This is a genomic window from Caldisericum sp., assembly GCA_022759145.1.
GTDB lineage: Bacteria > Caldisericota > Caldisericia > Caldisericales > Caldisericaceae > Caldisericum.
The window spans coordinates 1-23,413 of sequence record JAEMPV010000062.1 but is presented as its reverse complement, the minus strand read 5'-3'; the positions used below and the strand labels follow the sequence as shown (position 1 = coordinate 23,413).

Annotated in this window: 18 protein-coding genes; all 18 read left to right on the top strand. The window is 37.6% G+C overall.

The window, feature by feature from the left end; translation table 11 throughout:
• The first annotated feature begins 6 nt into the window (after window positions 1-6).
• The 18 genes from JHC30_04105 (at window position 7) to fusA (ending at window position 23,360) form a co-directional block, all read left to right on the top strand.
• Entirely contained in the window at window positions 7-585 is a 579-nt protein-coding gene (locus JHC30_04105) for a hypothetical protein (GenBank protein MCI4463338.1), read from the top strand.
• Window positions 586-1,536: a hypothetical protein gene (locus JHC30_04100; GenBank protein ID MCI4463337.1), complete on the top strand. Its 951-nt coding sequence runs from the start codon at window positions 586-588 to the stop codon at window positions 1,534-1,536. It abuts the gene before it with no gap.
• Entirely contained in the window at window positions 1,529-1,846 is a 318-nt protein-coding gene (locus tag JHC30_04095) for a hypothetical protein (protein ID MCI4463336.1), read from the top strand. Before JHC30_04100 ends, JHC30_04095 begins: the two co-directional genes overlap by 8 nt.
• An 11-nt stretch (window positions 1,847-1,857) precedes the next feature.
• Window positions 1,858-3,633 (top strand): V-type ATP synthase subunit A, encoded by a 1,776-nt coding sequence (locus JHC30_04090; protein ID MCI4463335.1) that lies wholly within the window; start codon window positions 1,858-1,860, stop codon window positions 3,631-3,633.
• Entirely contained in the window at window positions 3,626-5,029 is a 1,404-nt protein-coding gene (locus JHC30_04085; GenBank protein MCI4463334.1) for a V-type ATP synthase subunit B, read from the top strand. The genes JHC30_04090 and JHC30_04085 overlap by 8 nt, the downstream gene beginning before the upstream one ends.
• The gene (locus tag JHC30_04080) at window positions 5,019-5,639 is read left to right on the top strand and encodes a V-type ATP synthase subunit D (protein ID MCI4463333.1); all 621 of its coding nucleotides are present in this window, start codon (window positions 5,019-5,021) and stop codon (window positions 5,637-5,639) included. The genes JHC30_04085 and JHC30_04080 overlap by 11 nt, the downstream gene beginning before the upstream one ends.
• 7 nt (window positions 5,640-5,646) lie before the next feature.
• Entirely contained in the window at window positions 5,647-6,171 is a 525-nt protein-coding gene (locus tag JHC30_04075) for an NUDIX hydrolase (GenBank protein ID MCI4463332.1), read from the top strand.
• Between the two features lie 6 nt (window positions 6,172-6,177).
• The gene (locus JHC30_04070) at window positions 6,178-7,035 is read left to right on the top strand and encodes a lysophospholipid acyltransferase family protein (protein ID MCI4463331.1); all 858 of its coding nucleotides are present in this window, start codon (window positions 6,178-6,180) and stop codon (window positions 7,033-7,035) included.
• Entirely contained in the window at window positions 7,026-7,697 is a 672-nt protein-coding gene (locus JHC30_04065) for a glycosyltransferase family 2 protein (GenBank protein ID MCI4463330.1), read from the top strand. Before JHC30_04070 ends, JHC30_04065 begins: the two co-directional genes overlap by 10 nt.
• Before the next feature lie 68 nt (window positions 7,698-7,765).
• Window positions 7,766-8,839 (top strand): hypothetical protein, encoded by a 1,074-nt coding sequence (locus tag JHC30_04060; GenBank protein ID MCI4463329.1) that lies wholly within the window; start codon window positions 7,766-7,768, stop codon window positions 8,837-8,839.
• The gene (gene moaA, locus JHC30_04055; protein MCI4463328.1) at window positions 8,832-9,794 is read left to right on the top strand and encodes a GTP 3',8-cyclase MoaA; all 963 of its coding nucleotides are present in this window, start codon (window positions 8,832-8,834) and stop codon (window positions 9,792-9,794) included. The genes JHC30_04060 and moaA overlap by 8 nt, the downstream gene beginning before the upstream one ends.
• Before the next feature lies 1 nt (window position 9,795).
• Window positions 9,796-10,266, top strand: a complete 471-nt coding sequence (moaC, locus tag JHC30_04050) for a cyclic pyranopterin monophosphate synthase MoaC (protein ID MCI4463327.1) — start codon at window positions 9,796-9,798, stop codon at window positions 10,264-10,266.
• A 58-nt stretch (window positions 10,267-10,324) separates the two neighbouring features.
• Window positions 10,325-14,524, top strand: coding sequence for a hypothetical protein (locus tag JHC30_04045; GenBank protein ID MCI4463326.1), 4,200 nt, complete (start codon window positions 10,325-10,327; stop codon window positions 14,522-14,524).
• Window positions 14,505-16,529, top strand: coding sequence for an elongation factor G (locus JHC30_04040; protein MCI4463325.1), 2,025 nt, complete (start codon window positions 14,505-14,507; stop codon window positions 16,527-16,529). The genes JHC30_04045 and JHC30_04040 overlap by 20 nt, the downstream gene beginning before the upstream one ends.
• A 16-nt stretch (window positions 16,530-16,545) precedes the next feature.
• On the top strand, window positions 16,546-20,337 hold the full coding sequence (gene rpoC / locus JHC30_04035; GenBank protein ID MCI4463324.1) for a DNA-directed RNA polymerase subunit beta': 3,792 nt from the start codon (window positions 16,546-16,548) through the stop codon (window positions 20,335-20,337).
• Between the two features lie 77 nt (window positions 20,338-20,414).
• Window positions 20,415-20,798: a 30S ribosomal protein S12 gene (locus JHC30_04030; GenBank protein MCI4463323.1), complete on the top strand. Its 384-nt coding sequence runs from the start codon at window positions 20,415-20,417 to the stop codon at window positions 20,796-20,798.
• Complete coding sequence (gene rpsG, locus JHC30_04025) at window positions 20,798-21,268, top strand: 30S ribosomal protein S7 (GenBank protein ID MCI4463322.1); 471 nt, start codon at window positions 20,798-20,800, stop codon at window positions 21,266-21,268. The genes JHC30_04030 and rpsG overlap by 1 nt, the downstream gene beginning before the upstream one ends.
• Window positions 21,269-21,278: 10 nt before the next feature.
• Entirely contained in the window at window positions 21,279-23,360 is a 2,082-nt protein-coding gene (gene fusA, locus JHC30_04020) for an elongation factor G (protein MCI4463321.1), read from the top strand.
• Window positions 23,361-23,413 lie beyond the last annotated feature (53 nt).

Genomic DNA, 23,413 nt, shown 5'->3' with positions numbered 1-23,413 from the left:
TCGGATATGGGTATTGAAAAAGTTAGAGACCTCATAATCGACTCTGCAAAAAAGAAGGCAGATAAGATGATTGAGGCAGCAAAAATTGAATTAGAGAACGAGTTAAAAGAGTTCGAAAAGACTCTGAACGAAGAATATGAAATAAAACTAAATAAGACTAAGAAGGAAATTGACAAGGAAATAGCACGAGAAAAAACTATAGAGATTTCTAAAATTGAGAAAGAAAAACTTTTAAGAAAAAAGAAAATCCTTGAAGAGTTTTTCGAAAAATTAAAGGGCGAACTATTGAAGGACGAAAAGTCTTACTTAAAGTTACTTTTTAATGCCTTAAAGAACGATTTGGTGGATTACGCAACGATATACCTTAATGAGAGCGACCTTAAGAAGTTCAGAAAAGAAATTGAAAAATTTGTTGTGCACGAACTCAAATTAAAGAACGTAAAAGTTGCAGATTCTCCCATTGATATAGATGGTGGTGTTATTATTAAAACTGAAAGTTATGAAGTTGATGACTCTCTTGATTCGATAATTAATGCATTTAGGGAAGAAAAAGAAATTGAAATTGCAAAGGAGATTTTTGGATAAATGGTTACATTTTCTTTTAAAATAGAGCCAAAGGGTTATTACGATTTCCTTTGCGGTAGGATAAAAGTAATTGAGACAAACTTAATAAGCGAAAATCTTTACAGAGAACTTGTTGAGAAGAATTTTGATGAATTTGTTGATTTTTTGCAAAACTATCCCTACAAGGATTTCATCGCAGAGAGAAGTTTCAATTCTGTTAAAAACGGAATTCAAAGAAGAAAAGAAAAAGAATTTGAGGAGTTTGAGAAGTTTGGACTTGGGGACTTTATAAATGTCTTTTTTAACTCAAGTAAATATTTTCTTCTATTAAAGAAAATTGTTTTGGGTGATATTTCTGAGTACACCGAAGATGAATTTGTAAATTCTCTCTTGAAAGGTGATGAATTACTTCCTGAGGAGATAAGAGGATGCTTTGAAGAACTTAAGAAGGATTATCCAACCTATATAAAGCCTCTTGTAGTTGATGTCCATTACCTTAATTTCCTTTTGAGGTCTTCAAAGAAAACCCAAAGTCCATTTATAATTGATTTTTACGAATCATTTGTTAAAAATACGATTTTAGTAACACTTATGAGGAATTACAACTTTGTAAAAAATAATTTCATTACGCAGGAAAACTTCAACGAGGTTTTGTCCTACATAGAGTCTCACCTTGATTTGAAGGATTTTTTGTCTAAGTTCGGAAATTATTCTGATTTTGAAAGATTCCTTGATGAATCTAAGAGGTTGTATTTCGAAGAGCATCTTGAAGAGTCATACAAGATACTTACTTATAATACGCTAAAAGAAGCATTCGCAAAAGGCAAATATCTTAACGAGGGAATTGAGCCTATCTTTGTTTATCTTTTGAGGTTGAATTTTGAAACAAGTTTGTTAGAGAAACTTACTTATGCTCTTTATTACGGAGTAAATCCGAAGGAAATACCTGAACTGGAGTTTGCGTATGAATAAAGTAGCGTTTGTCGGAAATAAAAGACTTGGAATACTGCTAAAAAGTTTTGGTATTGAGATGTATGCTACAAAAACAAGTGCAGAAGTTGCTTCAAAGTTAAAAGAACTTATTAAAGTTAGCACTTATTCAATAATTCTAACAGAAGAAACCTATGCAGATGTGGTAAAGGAAATTATAAGTAAGAAAACTGTACCTATGCCTGCTATTATGATGCTTCCAACAATTGAAGCAAGCGGAGAGACTGTTAAAATGATAGGAGAAGTTGTCGAGAAGGCAGTAGGTATAAATATTTTAGGTAAAAACGCTTAAGGAGAATGGATATGGAGGAAAGAGTAGGTAAGATTGTAAAAGTTGCAGGGCCTCTTGTGGTTGCAAGCGATATCCCCAATGCAAAAATGTATGAAATGGTATATGTTGGGGATAAGAGGCTTTTTGGAGAAATAATAGAAGTAAGAGGTAATTTGTCCTCAATACAGGTTTACGAGGATACTTCAGGTATTGGTCCCGGTGAGCCTGTATTTTCTACAGGAATGCCTCTGAGCGTTGAACTTGGACCTGGGCTTATTGGCTCCATCTATGATGGTGTTCAAAGACCTCTTGACGAACTTATGGCAAAATTTGGAGAGTTCGTTCAGAGAGGGATTTTTGCTGCACCATTAAACAGAGAGAAACTGTGGCACTTCGTGCCGAAAGTAAAAGAGTCTGATGAATTGACGCCTGGAAGTGTACTTGGTGAAGTCCAGGAAACACCGCTTATAAAACACAAGATTCTTGTTCCACCAAATGTTAAAGGAAAAGTAAAAAGTATTGTTTCCGAAGGCGATTATAATGTTGAAACTGTTATTGCAGTACTTTCTGATGGAGATAAGGAAATTGAGTTGAAGATGTATCATAAGTGGCCGGTAAGATTTGCAAGACCCTCAAAGAATCGTATTCCACCTGATGAGCCACTTGTCACAGGACAGAGGTCGATTGATATGTTCTTTCCTATTGCAAAAGGTGGGACTGCTTGTGTTCCTGGTCCTTTTGGAAGCGGAAAGACCGTTGTCCAACACCAGTTGTCCAAATGGGCAGACGCAGATGTAATTGTTTTCATTGGTTGCGGAGAACGCGGAAATGAGATGACCGATGTTCTCATTGAATTCCCGGAACTTAAAGACCCTAAGAGCGGACGTCCATTAATGGAAAGAACTGTTCTTGTTGCAAACACATCAAATATGCCTGTTGCCGCTCGTGAGGCTTCGGTATTTACAGGAATAACCATCGCAGAGTACTATAGAGATATGGGTTATAATGTCGCCCTTATGGCAGACTCAACATCCCGTTGGGCTGAAGCGATGAGAGAAATGTCGGGTCGTCTTGAGGAAATGCCAGGAGAAGAAGGCTATCCTGCATATCTTGCATCCCGTATATCTTCCTTCTATGAAAGAGCAGGAAAAGTTTACATACTTGGTAATGAGGAAAAAGTTTCGAGTTTGAGTGTTATTGGTGCTGTATCCCCTCCTGGTGGGGATCTTTCAGACCCGGTAGTCCAGGCAACATTAAGAACAGTAAGAGTTTTCTGGTCGCTTGATGCATCTTTAGCGTATGCAAGACATTTCCCTGCAATTCACTGGCTTAGGAGTTATTCTATGTATGCAGACGAGTTAAAAGCATTTTATGAAAAAAATGCAGGTCCTGGATGGAACGATTACAGAGCAAGGGCTCTTTCTATACTGAGAAAAGAAGCAGAACTTCAGGAAATGGTTAGGCTTGTTGGAATTGATGCACTTTCGCCTCAAGACAGACTCACACTTGAAATTGCGCGTTCCATAAGGGAAGACTTCCTTCAGCAGGATGCATTTGACCCGGAAGATACATACACATCGCTTAAGAAGCAGTACAGAATGATAAAGTTGATATTTACTTTTGCTGAACTTGCTGAAGACGCACTTAAGAAAGGTGTAGAATTAGAGAAAATTATTTCTCTTCCCGTAAGAGTTGATATTTCAAGAGCTAAGTTCATATCTGAAAAGGCCCTTGAGAAATTTGATGAGATTGAAGAAAAAATAAAACAATCTTTTGAATCGCTTCTGAGTGAGGTGGAATATGCCTAAAGAGTACACAACTGCTAAGGAGATTGCAGGACCATTACTCGTTGTAGATAATGTAGAAAAAGCAACATATAACGAAATCGTAGAGATTAAAACACAAGATGGGACCATTAAACGAGGCCAAGTCCTTGAAGTTAATGGAAATATGGCTCTTATTCAGGTTTTTGAAGGAACATCCGGCTTAAGCCTCGGGGAAGTTAAGGTAAAATTTTTAGGGCATGGTGTTGAGTTGGGTGTTTCTCCTGATATTTTGGGAAGAATTTTTGATGGTTCTGGAAAGCCAATAGATGGTGCACCTCCAATAATTCCTGAGAAAAAACTCGATATTAACGGAAGCCCTATCAACCCTTATGCAAGAGATTATCCTTCTGAATTTATCCAGACTGGTGTATCTGCAATCGACGGTTTGAATACGCTTGTAAGGGGACAGAAACTTCCTATTTTCTCTGGATCAGGTTTGCCTCACGCACAACTTGCAGCGCAAATTGCAAGACAGGCGAAGGTATTGGGTAAAGAGGAAAAATTTGCAGTAGTTTTTGTTGCAATGGGTATAAACTTTGAAGAAGCGAATTTCTTTATCCAGAGTTTTAGGGAATCTGGTGCATTAGAGCGTTCAGTTATGTTTATAAACCTTGGAAATGACCCTGTTATTGAAAGGATAGCAACACCTCGTTTTGGGCTTACAGCAGCAGAATATCTTGCTTTTGAACTTGGCATGCATGTTCTTGTTATTATGACCGATATGACTAACTACTGCGAAGCACTTCGTGAAATATCCGCTGCAAGAAAAGAGGTCCCAGGAAGACGTGGATACCCAGGATATATGTATACCGACCTTGCAACGATATATGAAAGAGCAGGAAGAATTAAAGGGAAGAAAGGTTCTATTACACAAATCCCTGTTTTAACAATGCCTGAGGATGATAAAACTCACCCAATCCCTGACCTCACGGGTTACATTACAGAAGGGCAGATTTTCCTTAGCAGAAGTTTGTACCAGCAGGGAATATACCCACCGATTGATGTCCTTCCAAGTTTGTCAAGATTAAAAGATAAGGGAATTGGTCCTAACAAAACAAGAGAAGATCATGCAAGTATTATGAACCAGCTTTTTGCAAGTTATGCAAGAGGAAGGGAAGCAAGGGAACTTTTGACAGTTTTGGGTGAAAGTGCGTTGACTCCATCAGACCTATTGCATGTAAAGTTTGCGGATGAATTCGAAAGAAATTTTGTAAGACAGGGCGAATATGAAAATAGGTCGATTGAGGAGACTCTCGAGATTGGCTGGAAACTTCTTTCAATGTTACCAGTTGAAGAATTGAAGAGAGTAAAACCTCAATTTATTGAGAAATATCTATCTAAATACCTGAAGCAAGAGGTAAAGGAAAATGCTTCTTAATGTAAATCCAACAAGAATGGAGCTTCTCCGGTTAAAAGAGAGGCTCCAGCTTGCAAGGCGAGGACACAAACTTTTAAAGGATAAACTTGAAGGCTTGATGAAGAATTTCCTCGATGTTTCTAAAAGATATATCGATTTGAGAAAGAGTTTTGATGAAGAGTTTGTACTTGCACTTAAAAAGTTTGAAATTTCAACGCAGGATATTCCTGAAGATGTCCTTGATTCTCTTCTTGAGGGCGGAAACTTTCATCTGGATATTTCCTCAAAATTGGTTCAGGTGATGAATGTAAAATATCCTGCATTTTCTACAAAAGTTGAAGGTTCTCCTATTGCCTATCCATATTCTCTTACGCCTGTTATGCTTGACTATACTTTCCTTGAGATACTTAAACTTATCGAAAGAATGGTTGAACTTGCATCCTTAGAACAAGAACTCTATTCTATTGCTCTTGAAGTCGCAAAGGTTAGAAGAAGAGTAAATGCTCTTGAATATGTCTTGATTCCAAACCTTGAGGAAACCGTTAAATACATAGAAAGCAAATTGGAGGAGATGGATAGAGAAAATATCGCAAGACTTTTGAAAATGAAGGATATTATACGAGGGCACTAATTAAGAAATGAAAGTCCTTAGAAAAGAGATTGTATTTAAGGGTAAATTACTATCGATAGTAAGAAAAGAAGTTGAAAACTCCGATGGAAGTGTCTGGGTAAGGGAAGTTGTAACATATGGAGGGAGTGCCTCTTTTATTGTTCCTGTTTATAATGGAAAATTTATTTTTGTTAAACAGTTTAGACCCACCTTAGAGGATTTTATTTTAGAGTTTCCTGCAGGACGAATCGAAGAAAACGAGACACCCGAAAGGTGCGCAATAAGGGAACTTGAAGAAGAAACAGGGCTTATCCCTAAAAACTTGAAGTTTGTTTTTGAGTTTTATCCTTCTCCTGGCTTTGTTGATGAAAAACTTTATATGTTCTATGCAGATGATTTTGAAAAAGGAAAAACCAACTTCGATCCAGGAGAGGAACTGAATACAGTTTTGGTTAATGTTGATGAAGCGATGAAGATGCTTGATGAAGGTAAGATTATAGACGGGAAAACCCTTGTTGGATTATTGTGGTTTAAAAATAAATTTGGAGGATAAATCTCTGTGCTCTCCTTCTTATATAAATTAGGTAAGAAGTATGTAGAGCTTTTGCCAGTGCACGTTATCTATTTTACAGCAAGGGTACTTGGCTTTTTTTCATTTTTGTTTGATAGGAAGAAGGTCTATGTTCTCAGAAACCTGAGGAATATAACAAACGAAAGTGGAGTTAAGTTATTTCTTTTGGGATTAGATTTTTACAAACAATTTGCCCTAAACATTGCTGACTACTTTATAGTTGTTGTGAAGGGTTTTGATAAGATAAAGATACTCACACCAAAAGAAGAAGTTTTAAGCAAACTTAATGAACTTAAGGGAGGTAAAGGTCTTGTTATTCCAACTGCGCATCTTGGTAATTGGGAGGTTGCAGGTGTTCTTGTTGGTTCGCTCGGCTTTAGGGCGCACGGAATTGGTCTTCCGCAAAAAGAAGAAAATGTGGAAAAGTTCTATGAGGAGCTAAGAAAAAGATTCAATGTTATTGTCCATCCCTTTCAGGGAGGGTTTATCGGTGCATATAAGGGAGTAAAAAACGGAGATATTGCAACAATCGTAAGCGATAGGGATATAAACAAAGATGGCGTTTGCGTAAAATTCTTTGGGAAAAATGTTACCTTCCCGAAGGGTGCTTCAGTTCTTGCTTACAGAACGAAAGTAAACAGTGTTTTTGCAACTCTTATAAGAGAACGCGATGGCTACAAAGTTTATTTTTCAGAGAAATTCGATATCGATTTTAGCCTTGAAGAAAGTGAATTTTCAAAACAGTATGTATCAAAATTTGCAAGCGTTCTTGAAAAGTTTGTGAGAATGTATCCAACTCAATGGTTCCATTTCTTTGATTACTTTGAGGAGTATAAATGCTCATAGCAATTATTCCTGCTAAGGATGAAGCGCACAACATAAAAGATGTAATTGTTAAAACCAAAAAGTATGTAGACCTTGTCCTTGTTATTGATGATGGCTCAAGTGATAACACGAAAGAAGTTGCCGAATCTTTAGGTGCAGTAGTTATACGAAATGAGGTAAATCTTGGAAAGGCTGATGCACTTAAAATAGGGTTTAAGTATGCAATAGAGCACAATTTTGATACAATTGCGCTTCTTGATGCCGATGGACAGCACGACCCTGATGAACTTCCGAAACTTCTCAAGAAACTTAACGAGGGGTACGATATAGTTGTTGGTGCAAGAAAATTTTCTCCTGAACTTATGCCTCCGTTAAGAATTTTTGCAAATAGCGTATCCTCATTTCTTGTAAGCCTTATATGTGGAACAAAAATTCTGGATAGCCAGTCGGGATACAGAGTTTTAAGAACAGAGGTTGTTAAGAAAATTACATTCGAAACAAAAAGATATCAACTTGATACAGAGATGCTAATAAAGGCAGCAAGATGCGGCTTTAAGATTGGTTTTGTGGAAATAAATACTATATATACAGAGAGAGCAAAAAGTAAGATTAACCAGATTATTGACCCGCTTAAATTTCTGTGGGTCACATTGAAACTTGCCTTTTTTAGATGCAAGAGATAGATGTCATAGATTACCATTTGCATTCTTTGTATAGTATTCCTTCAAGTAGTTTGATGGATATTCCACATATGGTGGAAAACGCAAAACTTAAGGGGGTAACAATTTTAGGAACAGGCGACATTTTTCTTCCAGAGTGGAGAAAATTGTTAGAAGGTCTTCTTGAATATGATAATGGCTTCTATTATTATGAAGATTTCCCCTTTATTCTTACAGGCGAGGTCAATCTTGTATTTGAAAAAGATAACCTTAAGAGGTTTCATATAGTTTTAGCGTTCCCCACATTTAAAGATGTAGAAAATTTCGAACAAACTTTCAAAAATATTACCAGTTTTAATAATATTGCACGCCCCAATATAAGGATTACGCCAAAGGAGTTTTTGAGGCGTGTAAGAGATATAAATCCAGAGATACAAATAATCTTAGCGCATATTTTTACTCCTCACTATGGTGCTCTGGGAAGTTCGAATGGTTTCCGGAGTATTTCTGAAATCTTCGAAACCGATTATGTGGATAATCTTTTTATAGAAACAGGTTTGAGCGCTGACCCCAAAATGGTTTATTCAATTGAAGAATTAAGACAATATCCAGTATTATCGAGTTCTGATTCTCATTCACCTGCTCACATTGGAAGAGAAGCTACAGCAACAAAACTCTCCAAGAGTTTTAAAGAATTATTTGAAAACTTGAAGGACAGGGAAAAAACTTTCACAATAGAAAATTTTCCACAGTTAGGGAAATACTATCTTGACGGACATAGAAAGTGTAAATTTAAAACAGATGACAATTCTATCTCATTGTGTCCCGTATGCGGTAAACCTCTTACGAAAGGTGTCTTACACAGAGTTTCGGAACTCAAAGACACCAGGGACAATTTTTCAGGTATTAAGTACTTTTATTTTATTCCTCTTATGGAGATTCTTCAAAAGTCTTACAAAAAAGAACATCAAGAAAGAATTTATTTTGAGCTTATAACTGAGTTTGGAAATGAGTTAAATGTTCTTCTGTTTTCAGATATTGAAGACCTTTCGACAATTTTAAATGAGCATGCTATAATCTATTTGCGGGCAATAAGAGAGGGAAATTTAACATTTGATTGTGGATATGATGGAGTTTATGGGAATTGGGAGGTAAATATTGCTTAAGGACAGATTTGGAAGGGGTATATACTATCTCAGATTTTCCGTAACTGAAAGGTGCAACTTTAGATGTCTATATTGCACTACCTATAAAGATGATGCAATTGCAACAGAGCCAACTCTTGAAGATATAGCATTTGTATTGAAAGGCATCCACAGTCTTGGTTTCAGGAAGGTTCGGATAACAGGAGGAGAACCTCTTGTCCGAAATGACATCGTAGAAATAGTCAAGACAGCTTCTTCTACAGGCTTCGAAGAGATTGTTTTAACAACAAACGCCTATAGACTGAAGGATGTAGCATACGACTTAAAAAAAGCAAACCTTACAAGAGTCAACATAAGTCTTGATTCGCTTAGAAATGATACATTTGCTTATATAACTTCCTCAGGCAAACTTGAGGATGTTGTAGAAGGAATTAAGGCAGCACTTGATGCAGGGCTAACCCCTATAAAAATTAATACCGTTCTTCTCAAAGGGATAAACGAAGATGACCTTATTTCTATTACAAATTTGACGAAGGATAATGATGTTATCGTGAGGTTTATTGAACTTATGCCTGTTAAGGGCAATTCATTTTTTGATATGCATTTTATGAGTTTTAAAGAGGCATATAGTATAATAAATAAGGAATATCATTTAGAAAAAGATTCTGATGTTGCTCACGAAGTGGCAAGGTATTATAAAATTGATGGTTTCAAAGGAAAAATTGGTTTCATTACTGCTATAAGTCAACATTTTTGCTCAACCTGCAACAGATTGCGTCTTACCTCAAACTTTAAAATTTACCCTTGTTTGTTTTCAGGAATGAATATCGATATAAAAGATGCGGTAAAGAATAGGGATATTGAATTACTTAAGAGCAAATTCGAGGATGCAGTTTCCGTAAAACCAGAAGCGCACGGAGAAATTAAAATTGGCTCTAAGGAATTTATAGAAAATATGAGGGAACTTGGAGGGTAATATGAGTCAATTTGATGAACACGGCAAGGCATACATGGTTGATGTAACGAATAAGGATGAAACCGTAAGAACTGCAAGGGGTTTTGCGAGGGTTATCTTATCAGGAGAAACGCTTGAGAAAATTAAACAAGGGGAAATTCACAAAGGGGAAGTTTTGACTGTTGCTAAAATTGCAGGCATTATGGCTTCGAAAAAAGTTTCTGATTTAATACCACTATGCCACCCTCTTAATCTTACCTTTTCTGACTTAACATTCAGATTAATTGACGAACCTCCATCAATTGAGATTGAGAGTTTTGTGGAGTTAAAAGGGAAAACAGGGGCAGAGATGGAAGCTCTTACAAGTGTTTCTGTTGCGGCACTTACGATTTACGATATGTGTAAATCAATTGATAAAAATATAGAAATAAAGGATATATATCTTTTGGAGAAGACTGGAGGAAAATCTGGCACATATAGGAGAGAAAAATAAACTTGACTAATCTTAAAATTTTTGTATAATAACAAATTGCGTATTTGCTTAAGGAGGTATGATGGATAAAATTTTAGACCTTAGAAAAACGAAATTGAGTATACCTTTGCCTGATTTGTTAAATGTTCAAATCTCGTCCTACGAAAAATTTTTAAATGAGGGGATTGGGGAAATTCTAAAGAGAATATTCCCAATAGATACGAAAAATATAAGAGTTGAATTTGTATCTTATTCGGTTGTTGATCCTGTAAAAACGCCTGAATATTGCGTTAGAGTTGGAACTACATATGAAGCAACAATCAAGGGGAAATTCAGGCTAATTTACAAAAACACTGGTGAGATAAAGGAACAGGAAGCTTTACTTGCGGATATTCCGAAAATGCTTCCCGATGGCACTTTTATCATTAACGGGAAAAAGAGGGTTGTAGTTCAACAATTGATAAGGTCTCCTGGCGTTTATTTCCAGACCGAAAAAGATGTTGAAAGTGGTTTTACTAATTATATAGTAACCATTATCCCTGATAGAGGAAACTGGATGGAAATGGAAGTTGGAAAAGATAATGTTATGTACATCCGTTTAAAGAAGGGGATGAAAAAACTTCCAGTTACGGTAGTATTAAAGGCAATTGGTTTCAAGAATAACGAGGAAATTCTTGAAAAGTTCTACCAGACGATGAGTGTTGATGTGTTGACCACATCTCCTTTTTCATATGATGTAGTACTCGGAAAGAAACTCATTGAGGATATTAAAAATTCAGAAGGTAAAGTTATCTTAAAGAGTGGAACAATCCTTACAGAAGAGTCTTTTGAAAAAATGCGTGAGGCTAATATTCTTCGTGCCACTTTAAAAGTTGAAGGTTACGATTATTGGGTTGAACAAACTCTTAAAAAAGATAAAACAAATAATTCTGAAGAAGCAAAAATTGAAATATACAAGATTTTCCATCCAAAAGAAAGGGTCACACCAGAAGCTGCAGACGAACTTGTCCATAACATTTTGATGGATCCGAGAAGAAATGAGTATTATCCGGTTTCAAGGTACAAAATTAATAAGAAGTTCAATGTCGAAAGAGACGACCACATCCTTACTAAAGATGATTTTACAGATATTATCTCTCACTTGATTAAAGTTAGAGAGCGAATAGAAAAAGAAGATGATATAGATAGCCTTGCAAACAGGCGTGTAAGAACAGTTGGCGAACTCATTGCAGAGGAATTTGAGAAAGGTGCATTAAAGGTCCAGAGAAGTGCTAAAGAGGCAATTGCAATCAAAAAGCCTGAGGAAATTACAATTCCCTCCATCTTTAGCAACAAGGCAATTACAGGGCAGCTAAGACAGTTCTTTGGTGTAAGCCAGTTATCCCAGTTTATGGAGGAAACAAACCCTCTTGCCTCGTTAACTCACAAGAGAAGGCTTACATCGCTTGGTGCAGGAGGATTGCACAGAAAAAGAGCAGGTATCGAAGTAAGAGATGTTCACTCCTCGCACTATGGTCGAATTTGTCCTATTGAAACTCCTGAAGGTCAGAACATAGGGCTTATTAACTCTCCTACGATGTTTGCAAGCGTTAATGAATATGGTTTTATAACAACTCCTTATAGGATTGTAAAAGATGGTGTTGTTACTGACGAAATTGTTTATCTAACTGCAGACGAAGAAGAAAAATATATTATTGCCCAGGCTAATACCCCCGTTGATGACAAAGGAAGAATAACTGCAGAACTTGTTATTGCAAGAAAGAGAACTGAATCTGGTGAAATTCTTCCTCAACTTGTTTCAAAAGATGCGGTTCAACTTATGGATGTTTCTCCACAACAGGTTATTAGCCCATCTGCGTCTCTTATTCCTTTCCTTGAACACGACGATGCAAACAGGGCGTTAATGGGTTGCAACATGCAGCGACAGGCTGTCCCGCTTTTAGATCCAGAACTTCCAAGGGTTTCTACAGGTTACGAGGGGAAAATTGCAATAGATGACCTCGACCTTCCTCTCTCTCAACACGACGGAATTGTTTCTTATGTTGATGGAAGCGAGATACATATTGTTCCTAATGATGCAAAATCAGTTGATGTTTCTGTTTATAGAGAAGCATCAGACCTTAAGCAAAGTTTACTCAATAGAGCAAAGCAGAAAGAGATAGTGCTCTTAGATATAAAGCCTGAGATTGAAGATTATTACAAACTTGTTGGTGAAAAGATAACTCCACAGGTTATCGATAAACTTATAACACACGGTATTGAACAAATTTCTATTATAGAATCAGATAAAATCCAGAAGTTTGCTATAACAAATTGCTTTGATAAAGAGAGAAACGATGACCTTATTGGTCTTGTTGCAAAGGAAACTATTGTAAGTAAAAAAGGTAAACCTCTTATTGAAGAAGGGCAAAAAATATCGGATACAAAGTTGAACAGGCTTTATGAGCAAAGCGGTGTTAAAGAAATCAAGGTTGAAGAGGATGGTAATATAGTTACAAAGCCTGTCTTTAAGCTTGAGTTAACTGCGTTGGGCAAAAATATAATTGGAAAAAGCCTCTTTGGGACATTAACAAATACGAAGAGAACTCTAAGATTCGAGCCTCAAATAACAGAGGAACTTCTAAACGAACTCTATGATAAGGGTGTTACAGACTTACTTGTTTATTCACCACAGGAAGTCGAAACATTCAATCTTGGCAAGATTAACGAGGACCTCCTTGACAGGGTTGTTGCAAAGGATTACACAAACGAAAAAGACGAAGTTATTATAAAAGCAGGCGAGCTAATTACCTTAGATAAGTTAAGAAAACTTGCAGAGGCAGGCGTTAATAAAGTCAGGGTAAGAGAGGAAGTTGTTTATCGATTAAGAAAATTCGAAAGGACAAATCAGGACACCTGCAGAAACGAAAGGCCGATTGTAAAGAAAGGCGATATTGTTAAAAAGGGTATGCCTCTTGCAGATGGTTATGCAACGAAAAATGGGGAAATGGCTCTTGGCATTAATGTTCTTATCGCATATCTTTCATGGTATGGGTACAATTATCAGGATGCTATTGTTATAAGCAGAAAATTAGTAAGCGAAGATAGATTAACTTCTGTTCATATTAAGGAATATACCGTTGAAGTTCATGAAACTGAGCAAGGTCCAGAAGAACTTACCCCTGATATAAGGGATGTAAGAAAAGAAGCCCTTCGTTTCCTCGACGAGAAAGGTATCGTAAAGGTTGGTTCAAAGGTAAAACCAGGAGATGTTCTTGTAGGAAAAGTTACCCCGTTCCCAGAAGAAGAAGAATCTAACGAAGCGAAAATTTGGAGAAGTTTGTGGAGTAACAGAAACAGTAATCTTAAGAATAGTTCTTTTGTAGTCCCTCCTGGAGAAGGGGGTGTAGTTATCGATGTCCAGGTTTTCTCAAGGGAAGAGGGTTACGAGCTCACTAAGAATGCCCTGAAGGTAATTAAGATATTTGTTGCAAAGAAGAGGAAAATAATCGTTGGTGATAAACTCGCTGGTCGTCATGGAAATAAAGGTGTTGTAAGTAAAATTGTCCCGGAAGAAGACCTTCCTTATCTTGAAGATGGAACTACCGTTGATATTATCGTAAGTCCACTTGGAGTTCCTTCAAGAATGAATATAGGGCAGATATTAGAAGCAAATCTTGGAATTGCTGCAAGAAATCTGAATGTGAGAGTTGTAACACCTTCCTTTATTGGCGCATCAGAAAAAGATGTAAGGTCTCTTCTAAAGAAGGCAAATCTTGATGAGTCTGGACAAATGACTGTGTATGATGGACGAACAGGAAAACCTTTTGAATATAAAGTAACTGTTGGCGAAGCGTACTTCTTGAAACTCAATCACCTTGCAGAAGATAAGATACACGCAAGAGCGGTTGGCAAATACACGCTTATTACACAACAGCCAGTTGGAGGTAAGGCACAATTTGGTGGCCAAAGACTCGGTGAGATGGAAGTTTGGGCTCTTGAAGCATATGGTGCTGCAAATCTTCTACACGAAATGCTCACTATTAAGTCTGACGACCTTGAGGGAAGGAAACGTGCATATGAAGCAATATCAAAGGGCGTAACAATATTTGAAACCGGTATTCCTGAATCATTCAATGTTTTGCAAAGAACATTAAGAGGTCTTGCTATAGACTTGAAGGTACTGCCTGAGAAGAAAGAAGAAAAGAAGGTCAAAGAACCTTTCTTACCTAAAATAACAACAAAAATAAATCTTGGAAAAATGGTGAAGGAGGAGTTAGATGAAGGCTCAAGCAACTAACAAGATTAGAAATGTAGTTCTTGTTTCGCATGGGAATGCAGGAAAAACTACTTTGTTAGAAGCAATTCTTTTTAAGAAAAAGGTAATCTCAAGAATGGGAAGGGTTGAGGATGGAAACACCGTCTCTGATTATCAACCCGAAGAAAAGAATAGAAAATTCAGTATAAGCCTTTCAATTGTTCCTGTTGAACATAACGGCGTTAAAGTTAATTTCCTTGACACACCAGGATATGCTGATTTTGTAGGCGAGGTGTTAAGTGGTATAAGAGCTGCTGAAAATGCCGTGATGCTTGTAAACGCAACAAGCGGTATTGAAATTCAGACTAAAAAGTATTGGAAGTTTCTTGAAAAAGAAAACAAACCTCGTGCAATTTTCATAAATAAGATTGATGTCGAAGGTGTTGATGTCGAACATATCCTTAGTGTTGTAAGAGACTTTTTTGGCCCTAAGGCGATTCCTTTAAACTACCCTGTTTTCGAAGGAGGAAAATTTACTAAAGTCTCATCAGTATTTGAAAATCAAAATCTTGATAATTTTAAGCATGAACTAATGGAAATTGCAGCAGAGTCCGATGATGCACTCCTCGAGAAGTATCTTGGTGGAGAGGAACTTACTCAGGAAGAAGTTAACAAAGGTTTAAAAAATGCATACATAAAAGGAAATTTGTTCCCTATTCTTTTTGGCTCTGCAACAAGTCTTGTTGGTTTAGACGAACTTCTCAATTTTGCAGTTGATGTGATGATGAGCCCTGAAGAATTAGGAGAAGTTATTGGTATCAACCCCAATACCAAAGAAGAAGAGAAAAGAAGAGTTGCAGTTGATGAATTTTTGTCAGCATTTGTATTTAAAACTCTTTCTGACCCATATGTTGGAAAGCTATCTTTTACTAAAGTGTACTCAGGTGTATTAAAGTCGAACTCGACTGTTTACAACTCATCTAAAGGTGCTCTTGAAAAGACCGGACAGATTGTTTTTATGATTGGTTCAAACCAGGAACCTGTTGATGAGGTGATAGCAGGAGACATTGCCGTTATTACAAAGCTTACAGTGACTCAAACAAATGATACCCTTTGCGATAAAGACAACCCAATAGAGTTTCCGAAAATAGAATTTCCTGAGCCAATGCTCACAAGGGCAATGAGGCCCAAAACAAAAACTGACGAGGATAGAATGAGTATCGGACTTTCCAAGATAACCGAAGAAGACCCGACAGTAAAAATATCCAAAAATTTGGAAACAAAAGAACAACTCATTTCTGGTATTGGAGAGACTCATCTATCGGTAATTATGGAAAAGTTAAGTGGACGTTATGGTGTTAACATTGAACTTACCGTTCCTAAGGTTCCATATCGTGAAACTATTACAACAAAGGTAAAAGTAGAAGGAAAGTACAAGAAACAAACAGGAGGACACGGTCAGTACGGGCATTGCTTCTTAGAGGTTGAACCTCTCGAAAGAGGCAAGGAATACAGTTTTGAAAGTAGAATTTTCGGTGGTGCTATACCAAAGCAGTACATCCCTGCTGTAGAAAAGGGTGTTAAAGAGGCAATGGAAGAAGGAATTCTTGCAGGGTATCCAGTTACAGATATTGGAGTTGCAGTTGTAGATGGTTCTTATCACCCTGTTGATTCTTCGGAACTTGCATTTAAGATTGCAGGGTCGATGGCTCTCAAAAAGGCTTTAGAACAGGGAAATTCAATTCTCCTTGAACCAATTGAGAAAGTTGTTGTAATAGTTGATGAACAGTACATGGGTGATGTGATAGGTGACCTCAATGCAAAGAGAGGAAGAGTTATTGGAATGAGAAGCGAAAATGGAAAGCAAATTATTGAAGCATATGTTCCTCTCGCTGAAATGTTGAACTATGCAAACGATCTCAACTCGATAACTCAAGGAACGGGTGAGTTTAAGATGGAGCATTCTCACTATGAACCTGTTCCTCCAAAGATTGCTGAAAAAATAATACAAGAATCGGAACACAATAAGAAAGAATCCGAAGAGTAAATAGGGGGTGGACCTTTTGAATAAAGCGGATATAAAAGCATTAAAGATTTTGTTAGCCTCAGAAGAAGAAATACTTTCCTGGTCACATGGGGAAGTAAAAAGAGGTGATACTTACAGTTATAGAAATTATTTACCAGAGCCAGATGGTTTGTTCTGTGAGAAAATTTTTGGACCAGTTCACTCGTACCAATGCCATTGTGGAAAGTTGAAAGGCAAGCAATACGAAGGATTGAAGTGTCCAAGCTGCGGAGTTGAAATTCTTCCATCCTCAGTAAGAAGGGAGCGTTTCGGGCACATACAACTTGCAACTCCTGTTGCACATATCTGGTATTTTAAGAACAATATCAATTATATTGCTCTCCTGCTGGATATGAAGTCGCAGGATGTAGAGAAAATTATTTACTTTGTGGCATATGTTGTAATCGACCCAAAGAAGACAAAGTTGAGATTTAAACAAGTCCTCTCCGAGGAAGAATACTATATGTATAGATTCGAAGAAAATCTTGATTTTGTTGCAAAGAAGGGTGGAGAGGCAATCAAGGAACTTCTTGAAAAAGTAGATTTAAATAAATTAAGAGAAGATGCACTGAACAAGTTGAAGAATGGATCTACACAGGAAAAGAGTAGTGCAGTTAGACTCCTGAGCGTTGTTGAAGGCTTGCTAAATAATAACAGAAAGCCTCAGGATATGGTTCTAACTGTGGTTCCAGTTATACCACCAGATCTTAGACCTTTAGTGCCTCTTGAGGGTGGTAAATATGCTTCTGACGACCTCAATGAACTGTACAGAAGGGTAATAAATAGAAATAACCGTCTAAAGAAACTTTACGAAGTTAACGCACCTGACATTATGCTTGAGAACGAAAAGAGGATGTTACAGGAAGCAGTTGACGCCCTCTTTGATAATGGAAGAAAGTCATATCCAGTTGTTAATGCAAATAAAAGGCCTCTTAGATCACTAACTGATATTCTCAAAGGAAAAGAAGGTAGATTCAGGGAAAATCTTCTTGGAAAGAGAGTTGATTACTCAGGAAGAGCCGTTATAGTTGTTGGTCCTGAGTTAAGGATTGATGAGTGCGGTGTTCCTAAAGAGATGGCACTTGAACTTTTTAAGCCATTTGTTACTTATGAATTGTCGAAACTTGGATACAACAAGAAGAAGGCAAAAGAACTCATTGAAAACCCAACACCAGAGGTTTGGAAAGCAGTTGAAGACTTATCAAAGAATTATGTTGTGCTTCTTAACCGTGCACCTACTCTCCACAGATTGAGTATTCAGGCATTTAAGCCCGTTTTGATTGAGGGAAAGGCTCTCCAGATATCTCCACTTGTATGTACTCCTTTCAATGCTGACTTCGATGGTGACCAGATGGCAATACACTTGCCATTATCTTTGCAATCGCAGATGGAAGCAAAAATGCTTATGCTTTCATCACATAATATCCTATCTCCTGCGCATGGTGGTCCTCTCGATACGCCTGTCCAGGATATGGTCATAGGTGTTTACTACCTAACCCTTTCCAAGGGTGAGGAGTTAAAGAGCAAGCGTATTTATGATGATCCTCATCTTGTTGAACTACTATACGAAAAGGGTCTATTGAAACTTCATGAAACTATAAGATTTAGTTTTAGAGGAGAAGTCTTTGAAACAACTGTTGGAAGAGTAATCTTCAATATGAAATTGAGGGAAGGTATTTTTGATGGTGATGATGATTATCCTTTCATTAACGAAGTTGTTGGTAAAAAGCAGTTAGAAAAAATCATATCCGAATTTTACGATAGATATGGTCTCGTTAAAACTGATATACTCTTGGATAACCTAAAGGATATTGGTTTCAAATTTGCAACTTATAGTGGAATTAGTATTGGTTTGGATGATGTAAAAATTCCTAAAGAAAGAGACGAAGTTATAAAAGAAGCACAAAAGCAGGTTGAGCATATTAACCAGCAATACGAAGAAGGTTTACTGTCTGAAGACCAGAGGTATCAGGCTGTAGTTGAAATCTGGAGAAAGGCTTCGGAGAGAATTCAGCAACTTGTTTTTAATAATTTCGATAACTTTGACCCAGTTTACATGATGGCTATATCAGGTGCAAGAGGAAGCCCTACTCAGATTACGCAGATGGCTGGTATTCGTGGACTTATGGCAGGTCCAACAGGTAAGATTATCGAATTCCCAATTCTTTCAAATTTAAGAGAAGGTCTTACTGTTCTTGAATACTTCCTTTCAACCCACGGTGCAAGAAAAGGACAGGCTGACACTGCTTTGAGGACGGCTGACTCTGGATATCTTACGAGAAGGCTCGTAGATGTTGCGCATGGTATTATTGTAAAAGAAGATGATTGTGCCGTTAGACGTGTCAAGGCAACAATGGTTGGCGACGAATTGATTGAGCCTCTTTCTTCAAAAGTGATACTTAAAGTTGCAGCCGAAGATGTGGTTGATCCGAACACCAATATGGCTTTTATACGAAAAGGTGACACAATTTCATCAGAACAAGCAAGCCTTTTGGACAAACTTGGAATAAAGTCTATCCTTATTGAAGACTTTGTTAATGGTATTGATGTTCAGCCAATTGTCGAAGGTGATAACTACGATAAGCCAGTTATAACCTTAGCCGAACAAATTTGGGGACGATATGCTGCCGAAAACATTTATCCTCCTACTACCCCAAAGAAAGTTAAGGCTAATAAGAAAGCAATTGGATACGTTCTTGCAGAATCCGTATATGATAATGGCGAATTAGTTGTCGAGAAAGGCAGAAAAATAACAGAAGGTGTGCTTGAAATTCTTGAAAAATCAAAGATAAAAGAAATTGAAGTTTTTGATGAAAGCGTTGAACCTATTGTTAGAAAGAACGAACTCATTACAAAAGAGAAAGCAAAATTAATTGAGAGCCTCGGTGTAAGAAAAGTAAAGGTTAGATCTCCAATTACTTGCAATGTTGAACATGGTGTTTGTGCAAAATGCTACGGCGTAGATCTATCCAATAGAGACATTGTTAAAGTTGGAGAGGCAGTGGGTGTTGTTGCAGCGGAGTCGATTGGTGAACCAGGAACTCAGTTAACCCTTAGAACCTTCCATACTGGTGGTGTTGCAAGTCAGGATATTACACAGGGTCTTCCAAGGGTAGAAGAACTTTTCTCTGCTCGTGCTCCTAAAGGGAAGGCAATTGTTTCTCCTATGAAAGGAAAAGTTGAAGTAACTTCTGATAAGTTGAGGCAGTTGATTACAATAACAGGAGAAAAGGGAGAAAAGATTAAGATTCCTGCGCCTCGTGATAAGAAACTCAATGTAAAAACCGGAGATTATGTGAGGGTTGGTGACATCTTAAGTGATGGACCACTTGATCCAAGAGAAATTCTCGATATTAAAGGTATGAACTTTACTGCAAGGTATCTCCTCCAGGAAATTGAAAAGGTCTATAAGTCTCAAGGCGTCGATATTAACATAAAACATATTGAAGTTATCCTGAAGAGAATGTTTGACAAGGTTGAGATAGTTGACTCTGGAGATACCAACTTCTACGAAGGTGAAGTTGTTAACAAAGAAGATGTTTTGAGAGAAAATAGGAAAATGAAAGCTGAAGGAAAGAGAATTGCAAAATTTAAACTGTTAGTACAGGGCATTACCAAAGCAGCACTTTCTTCAGATAGCTTCTTGTCTGCTGCATCCTTCCAGGAAACACCAAGAGTTTTAGCAGAGGCTGCGATTAAGGGAAAGATAGATCTCCTTCGTGGAATGAAGGAATCTATTATTGTTGGTAAGAAAATCCCAGCAGGCACAAATATGGATTTTGAAGAATAAATGGTATTATTGACAATTAAAATAATTTTGCTATAATTTTAAACTGTGTGAAAGAATTTAATTAGGAGGATATTGTTATGCCGACTTTTAACCAATTAGTAAGAAGTCCGAGAGAAAGGACTAAGGAAAAAAGCAAGACACCGGCTTTACAAGGGTGTCCACAGAAAAGGGGTGTATGTATTCAAGTAAGAACAATGACCCCTAAAAAGCCTAATTCGGCCTTGCGTAAGATTGCAAAGGTCAGGCTTACAAATGGTGAAGAAGTTATTGCCTATATTCCAGGAATTGGACACAATCTTCAAGAGCACTCTATGGTGTTGGTGCGTGGTGGAAGGGTTAAAGACCTTCCAGGTGTAAGATACCACATTATTCGTGGCGCACTTGATGCAGCGGGTGTTGAAGGAAGAATGCGTGGAAGATCCAAGTACGGTGCTAAGAAGCCCAAAAAGGGAGGTGCGTAATGCCTCGTAGAGGACCAGCTCCAAAAAGAGAAATTGAAGGCGACCCAGTTTACGATAATGTAATGGTCGCAAAACTCATTAACAATGTTATGAAGGGCGGCAGGAAGAGTCTTGCTGAGAAAATTGTTTATGCTTCATTTGACATTGTAAAAGAAAAGACAGGCAAAGACCCTCTTGAAGTTTTTGAACTTGCTTTAGAGAAAGTAAGACCCCTTGTTGAGGTTAAGCCAAGAAGAGTTGGTGGTGCAACTTACCAGATTCCAATCGAAATTGAAAAAGAAAGAGGACAAAAACTTGCAATAAAGTGGATTATTGAGGCAGCAAGAAGTGTTAAGGGAAAGAGAATGGAAGAAAAATTAGCAGACGAGATCATTAACGCTTCTAATGAAACAGGTGCAGCATATAAGAAAAAGATAGATCTGCACAAAATGGCAGAGGCTAACAGGTCTTATGCTCATTTACGTTGGTAGGTGAAAGTTGATGAGTAACATCGATACCCCTCTTGAAAAAATTAGAAACATCGGAATTATTGCCCACATTGACGCCGGTAAAACAACAACAACCGAAAGGATTTTGTATTATACCGGGACTACATACAAGATGGGCAATGTTGACGATGGGAATACTGTTATGGACTGGATGGTACAGGAAAAGGAGAGGGGTATTACTATTACTTCTGCTGTTACCACTTGCTTCTGGAAGGGACACCAGATTAACATTATTGATACGCCCGGCCATGTTGACTTTACGGCAGAAGTTGAAAGGTCACTTAGAGTGCTCGACGGAGCCGTAGTTATTTTCTCTGCAGTAGAGGGCGTTGAAGCCCAATCTGAAGCGGTCTGGAGACAGGCAACGATGCACAAAGTCCCCAGAATAATTTACATTAACAAAATGGATAGACTTGGTGCATCGTATGAAGATACCCTTAAGAGTATTGATGAAAGGCTTAATGTAAAAATTATCCCAGTTCAAATACCACTTGGTGAAGAAGATGAGTTTGTTGGGGTTATTGATCTTATAGAGGGAAAGGCATACATTTATACTTCAGAAACAGGCGAAGAATTCAAAGAAACGGAAATTCCAGAAAACTATAAAGACAAGTTTGAAAAATACAGAGAAAAGATGCTTGAAAGTGTTGCTGATGTTGATGAAGATGCACTTGAACTTTACCTTGAAACAGGAAGTATTCCAAAGGATATCCTTAAACAGGCAATTAGACGTGCAACCGTTAGCGGTGTTGCTTTTCCTGTTTTTGTAGGTTCATCCTTCAGAAACAAAGGAATTCAAATGCTTCTTGATGGAATTTGCGAATACCTTCCATCTCCTATTGATAGAGGAGATGTTATTGCAACTACAAAAGACGGGCAAACTATCCAACTTAAACCAGACCCTTCAGGACCACTTGCTGCTCTCGTTTTTAAAGTTATGGCTGATCCTTATTCTGGTATTCTCAGTTTTGTGCGAGTTTATTCTGGGACACTCGAAAAAGGTAGTTATGTTTTAAACGCAACAACCAATGAAAAACAGAGAGTTGCAAGGTTGCTGAGATTACACGCAAACAAAAGAGAAGATGTTGATTACCTCAGAGCAGGAGACTTAGGTGCAATTGTAGGAGTTAAGAACGCAATAACGGGGCATACTATTTCCGATGTTAACATGCCGCTTGTTCTTGAAGATATAAAATTCCCAGAGCCTGTTGTTTCAGTTGCAATTGAACCAAAGACAAGGGCTGATCAGGAAAAGCTATCTCAGGCTCTTGCTAAGTTTGCAATTGAAGACCCTACCTTCAAGATAAAATACGATGAGGATACATCTGAAACTATAATTTCAGGTATGGGAGAACTGCATCTCGAAATTATAGTTGACAGATTATTCAGGGAATACAATGTTGAGGCTCGTGTTGGAAAGCCGCAGGTTGCTTATAAAGAAGCAATAGCAGGTTCTGCAAAAGCGGAAGGTAAGTATATAAGACAGACGGGTGGTCATGGTCAGTATGGACATGTTGTCCTTCATGTATCACCTATCGACCCTGACAAAGGTGTAGTTTTTGAAGATAAGACAAAGGGTGGTGTTATACCTAAAGACTTCATTCCTGCAATTGAAGAAGGCGTTAAGATTGCATCAGAGAACGGTCCATTGCTTGGATTCCCCGTGTATGGAGTTTATGTTGAACTTGTTGATGGTTCATATCACCCTGTTGACTCTTCTGAACTTGCATTTAAAATTGCAGCATCAAAGGCTTTCAAGGATGCTGTCTCTTCAGCCTCTCCATATCTTCTTGAGCCAATTATGAGCGTTGAGATAATAGTGCCGATGACTTTTTTGGGTGAAGTTATAAATAGCGTTAATGCAAGACGTGGAAGTGTTAAGGGAATGATCGAAAGAGGAAACACTGTTATTGTGCAAGCACTTATTCCTCTTGAGAGCATGTTTGGTTATACGACTGTTTTAAGAACACTTACTCAGGGTAGGGGTTCTTTCTCGATGGTATTCCATAAGTATGAGAAAGTCCCTGCTGCTGTTCAGGAAGAAATTTTAAAGAAAGCCAAAGGAGAAATTTAGGAGGTACAACATGGCAACTAAAGAAAAATTTGAAAGGTCTAAGCCGCATGTGA

Excerpts from the sequence above, each read along its gene's own strand:
- moaC (MCI4463327.1), top strand. The coding sequence starts at position 9,796 with ATGAGTCAATTTGATGAACACGGCAAGGCATACATGGTTGATGTAACG.
- rpsG (MCI4463322.1), top strand. The coding sequence starts at position 20,798 with ATGCCTCGTAGAGGACCAGCTCCAAAAAGAGAAATTGAAGGCGACCCA.
- JHC30_04090 (MCI4463335.1), top strand. The coding sequence starts at position 1,858 with ATGGAGGAAAGAGTAGGTAAGATTGTAAAAGTTGCAGGGCCTCTTGTG.
- JHC30_04105 (MCI4463338.1), top strand. The coding sequence starts at position 7 with ATGGGTATTGAAAAAGTTAGAGACCTCATAATCGACTCTGCAAAAAAG.
- JHC30_04045 (MCI4463326.1), top strand. The coding sequence starts at position 10,325 with ATGATGGATAAAATTTTAGACCTTAGAAAAACGAAATTGAGTATACCT.
- JHC30_04075 (MCI4463332.1), top strand. The coding sequence starts at position 5,647 with ATGAAAGTCCTTAGAAAAGAGATTGTATTTAAGGGTAAATTACTATCG.
- JHC30_04060 (MCI4463329.1), top strand. The coding sequence starts at position 7,766 with ATGGTGGAAAACGCAAAACTTAAGGGGGTAACAATTTTAGGAACAGGC.
- JHC30_04040 (MCI4463325.1), top strand. The coding sequence starts at position 14,505 with ATGAAGGCTCAAGCAACTAACAAGATTAGAAATGTAGTTCTTGTTTCG.
- JHC30_04085 (MCI4463334.1), top strand. The coding sequence starts at position 3,626 with ATGCCTAAAGAGTACACAACTGCTAAGGAGATTGCAGGACCATTACTC.
- JHC30_04100 (MCI4463337.1), top strand. The coding sequence starts at position 586 with ATGGTTACATTTTCTTTTAAAATAGAGCCAAAGGGTTATTACGATTTC.
- JHC30_04030 (MCI4463323.1), top strand. The coding sequence starts at position 20,415 with ATGCCGACTTTTAACCAATTAGTAAGAAGTCCGAGAGAAAGGACTAAG.
- JHC30_04095 (MCI4463336.1), top strand. The coding sequence starts at position 1,529 with ATGAATAAAGTAGCGTTTGTCGGAAATAAAAGACTTGGAATACTGCTA.
- JHC30_04080 (MCI4463333.1), top strand. The coding sequence starts at position 5,019 with ATGCTTCTTAATGTAAATCCAACAAGAATGGAGCTTCTCCGGTTAAAA.
- fusA (MCI4463321.1), top strand. The coding sequence starts at position 21,279 with ATGAGTAACATCGATACCCCTCTTGAAAAAATTAGAAACATCGGAATT.
- JHC30_04065 (MCI4463330.1), top strand. The coding sequence starts at position 7,026 with ATGCTCATAGCAATTATTCCTGCTAAGGATGAAGCGCACAACATAAAA.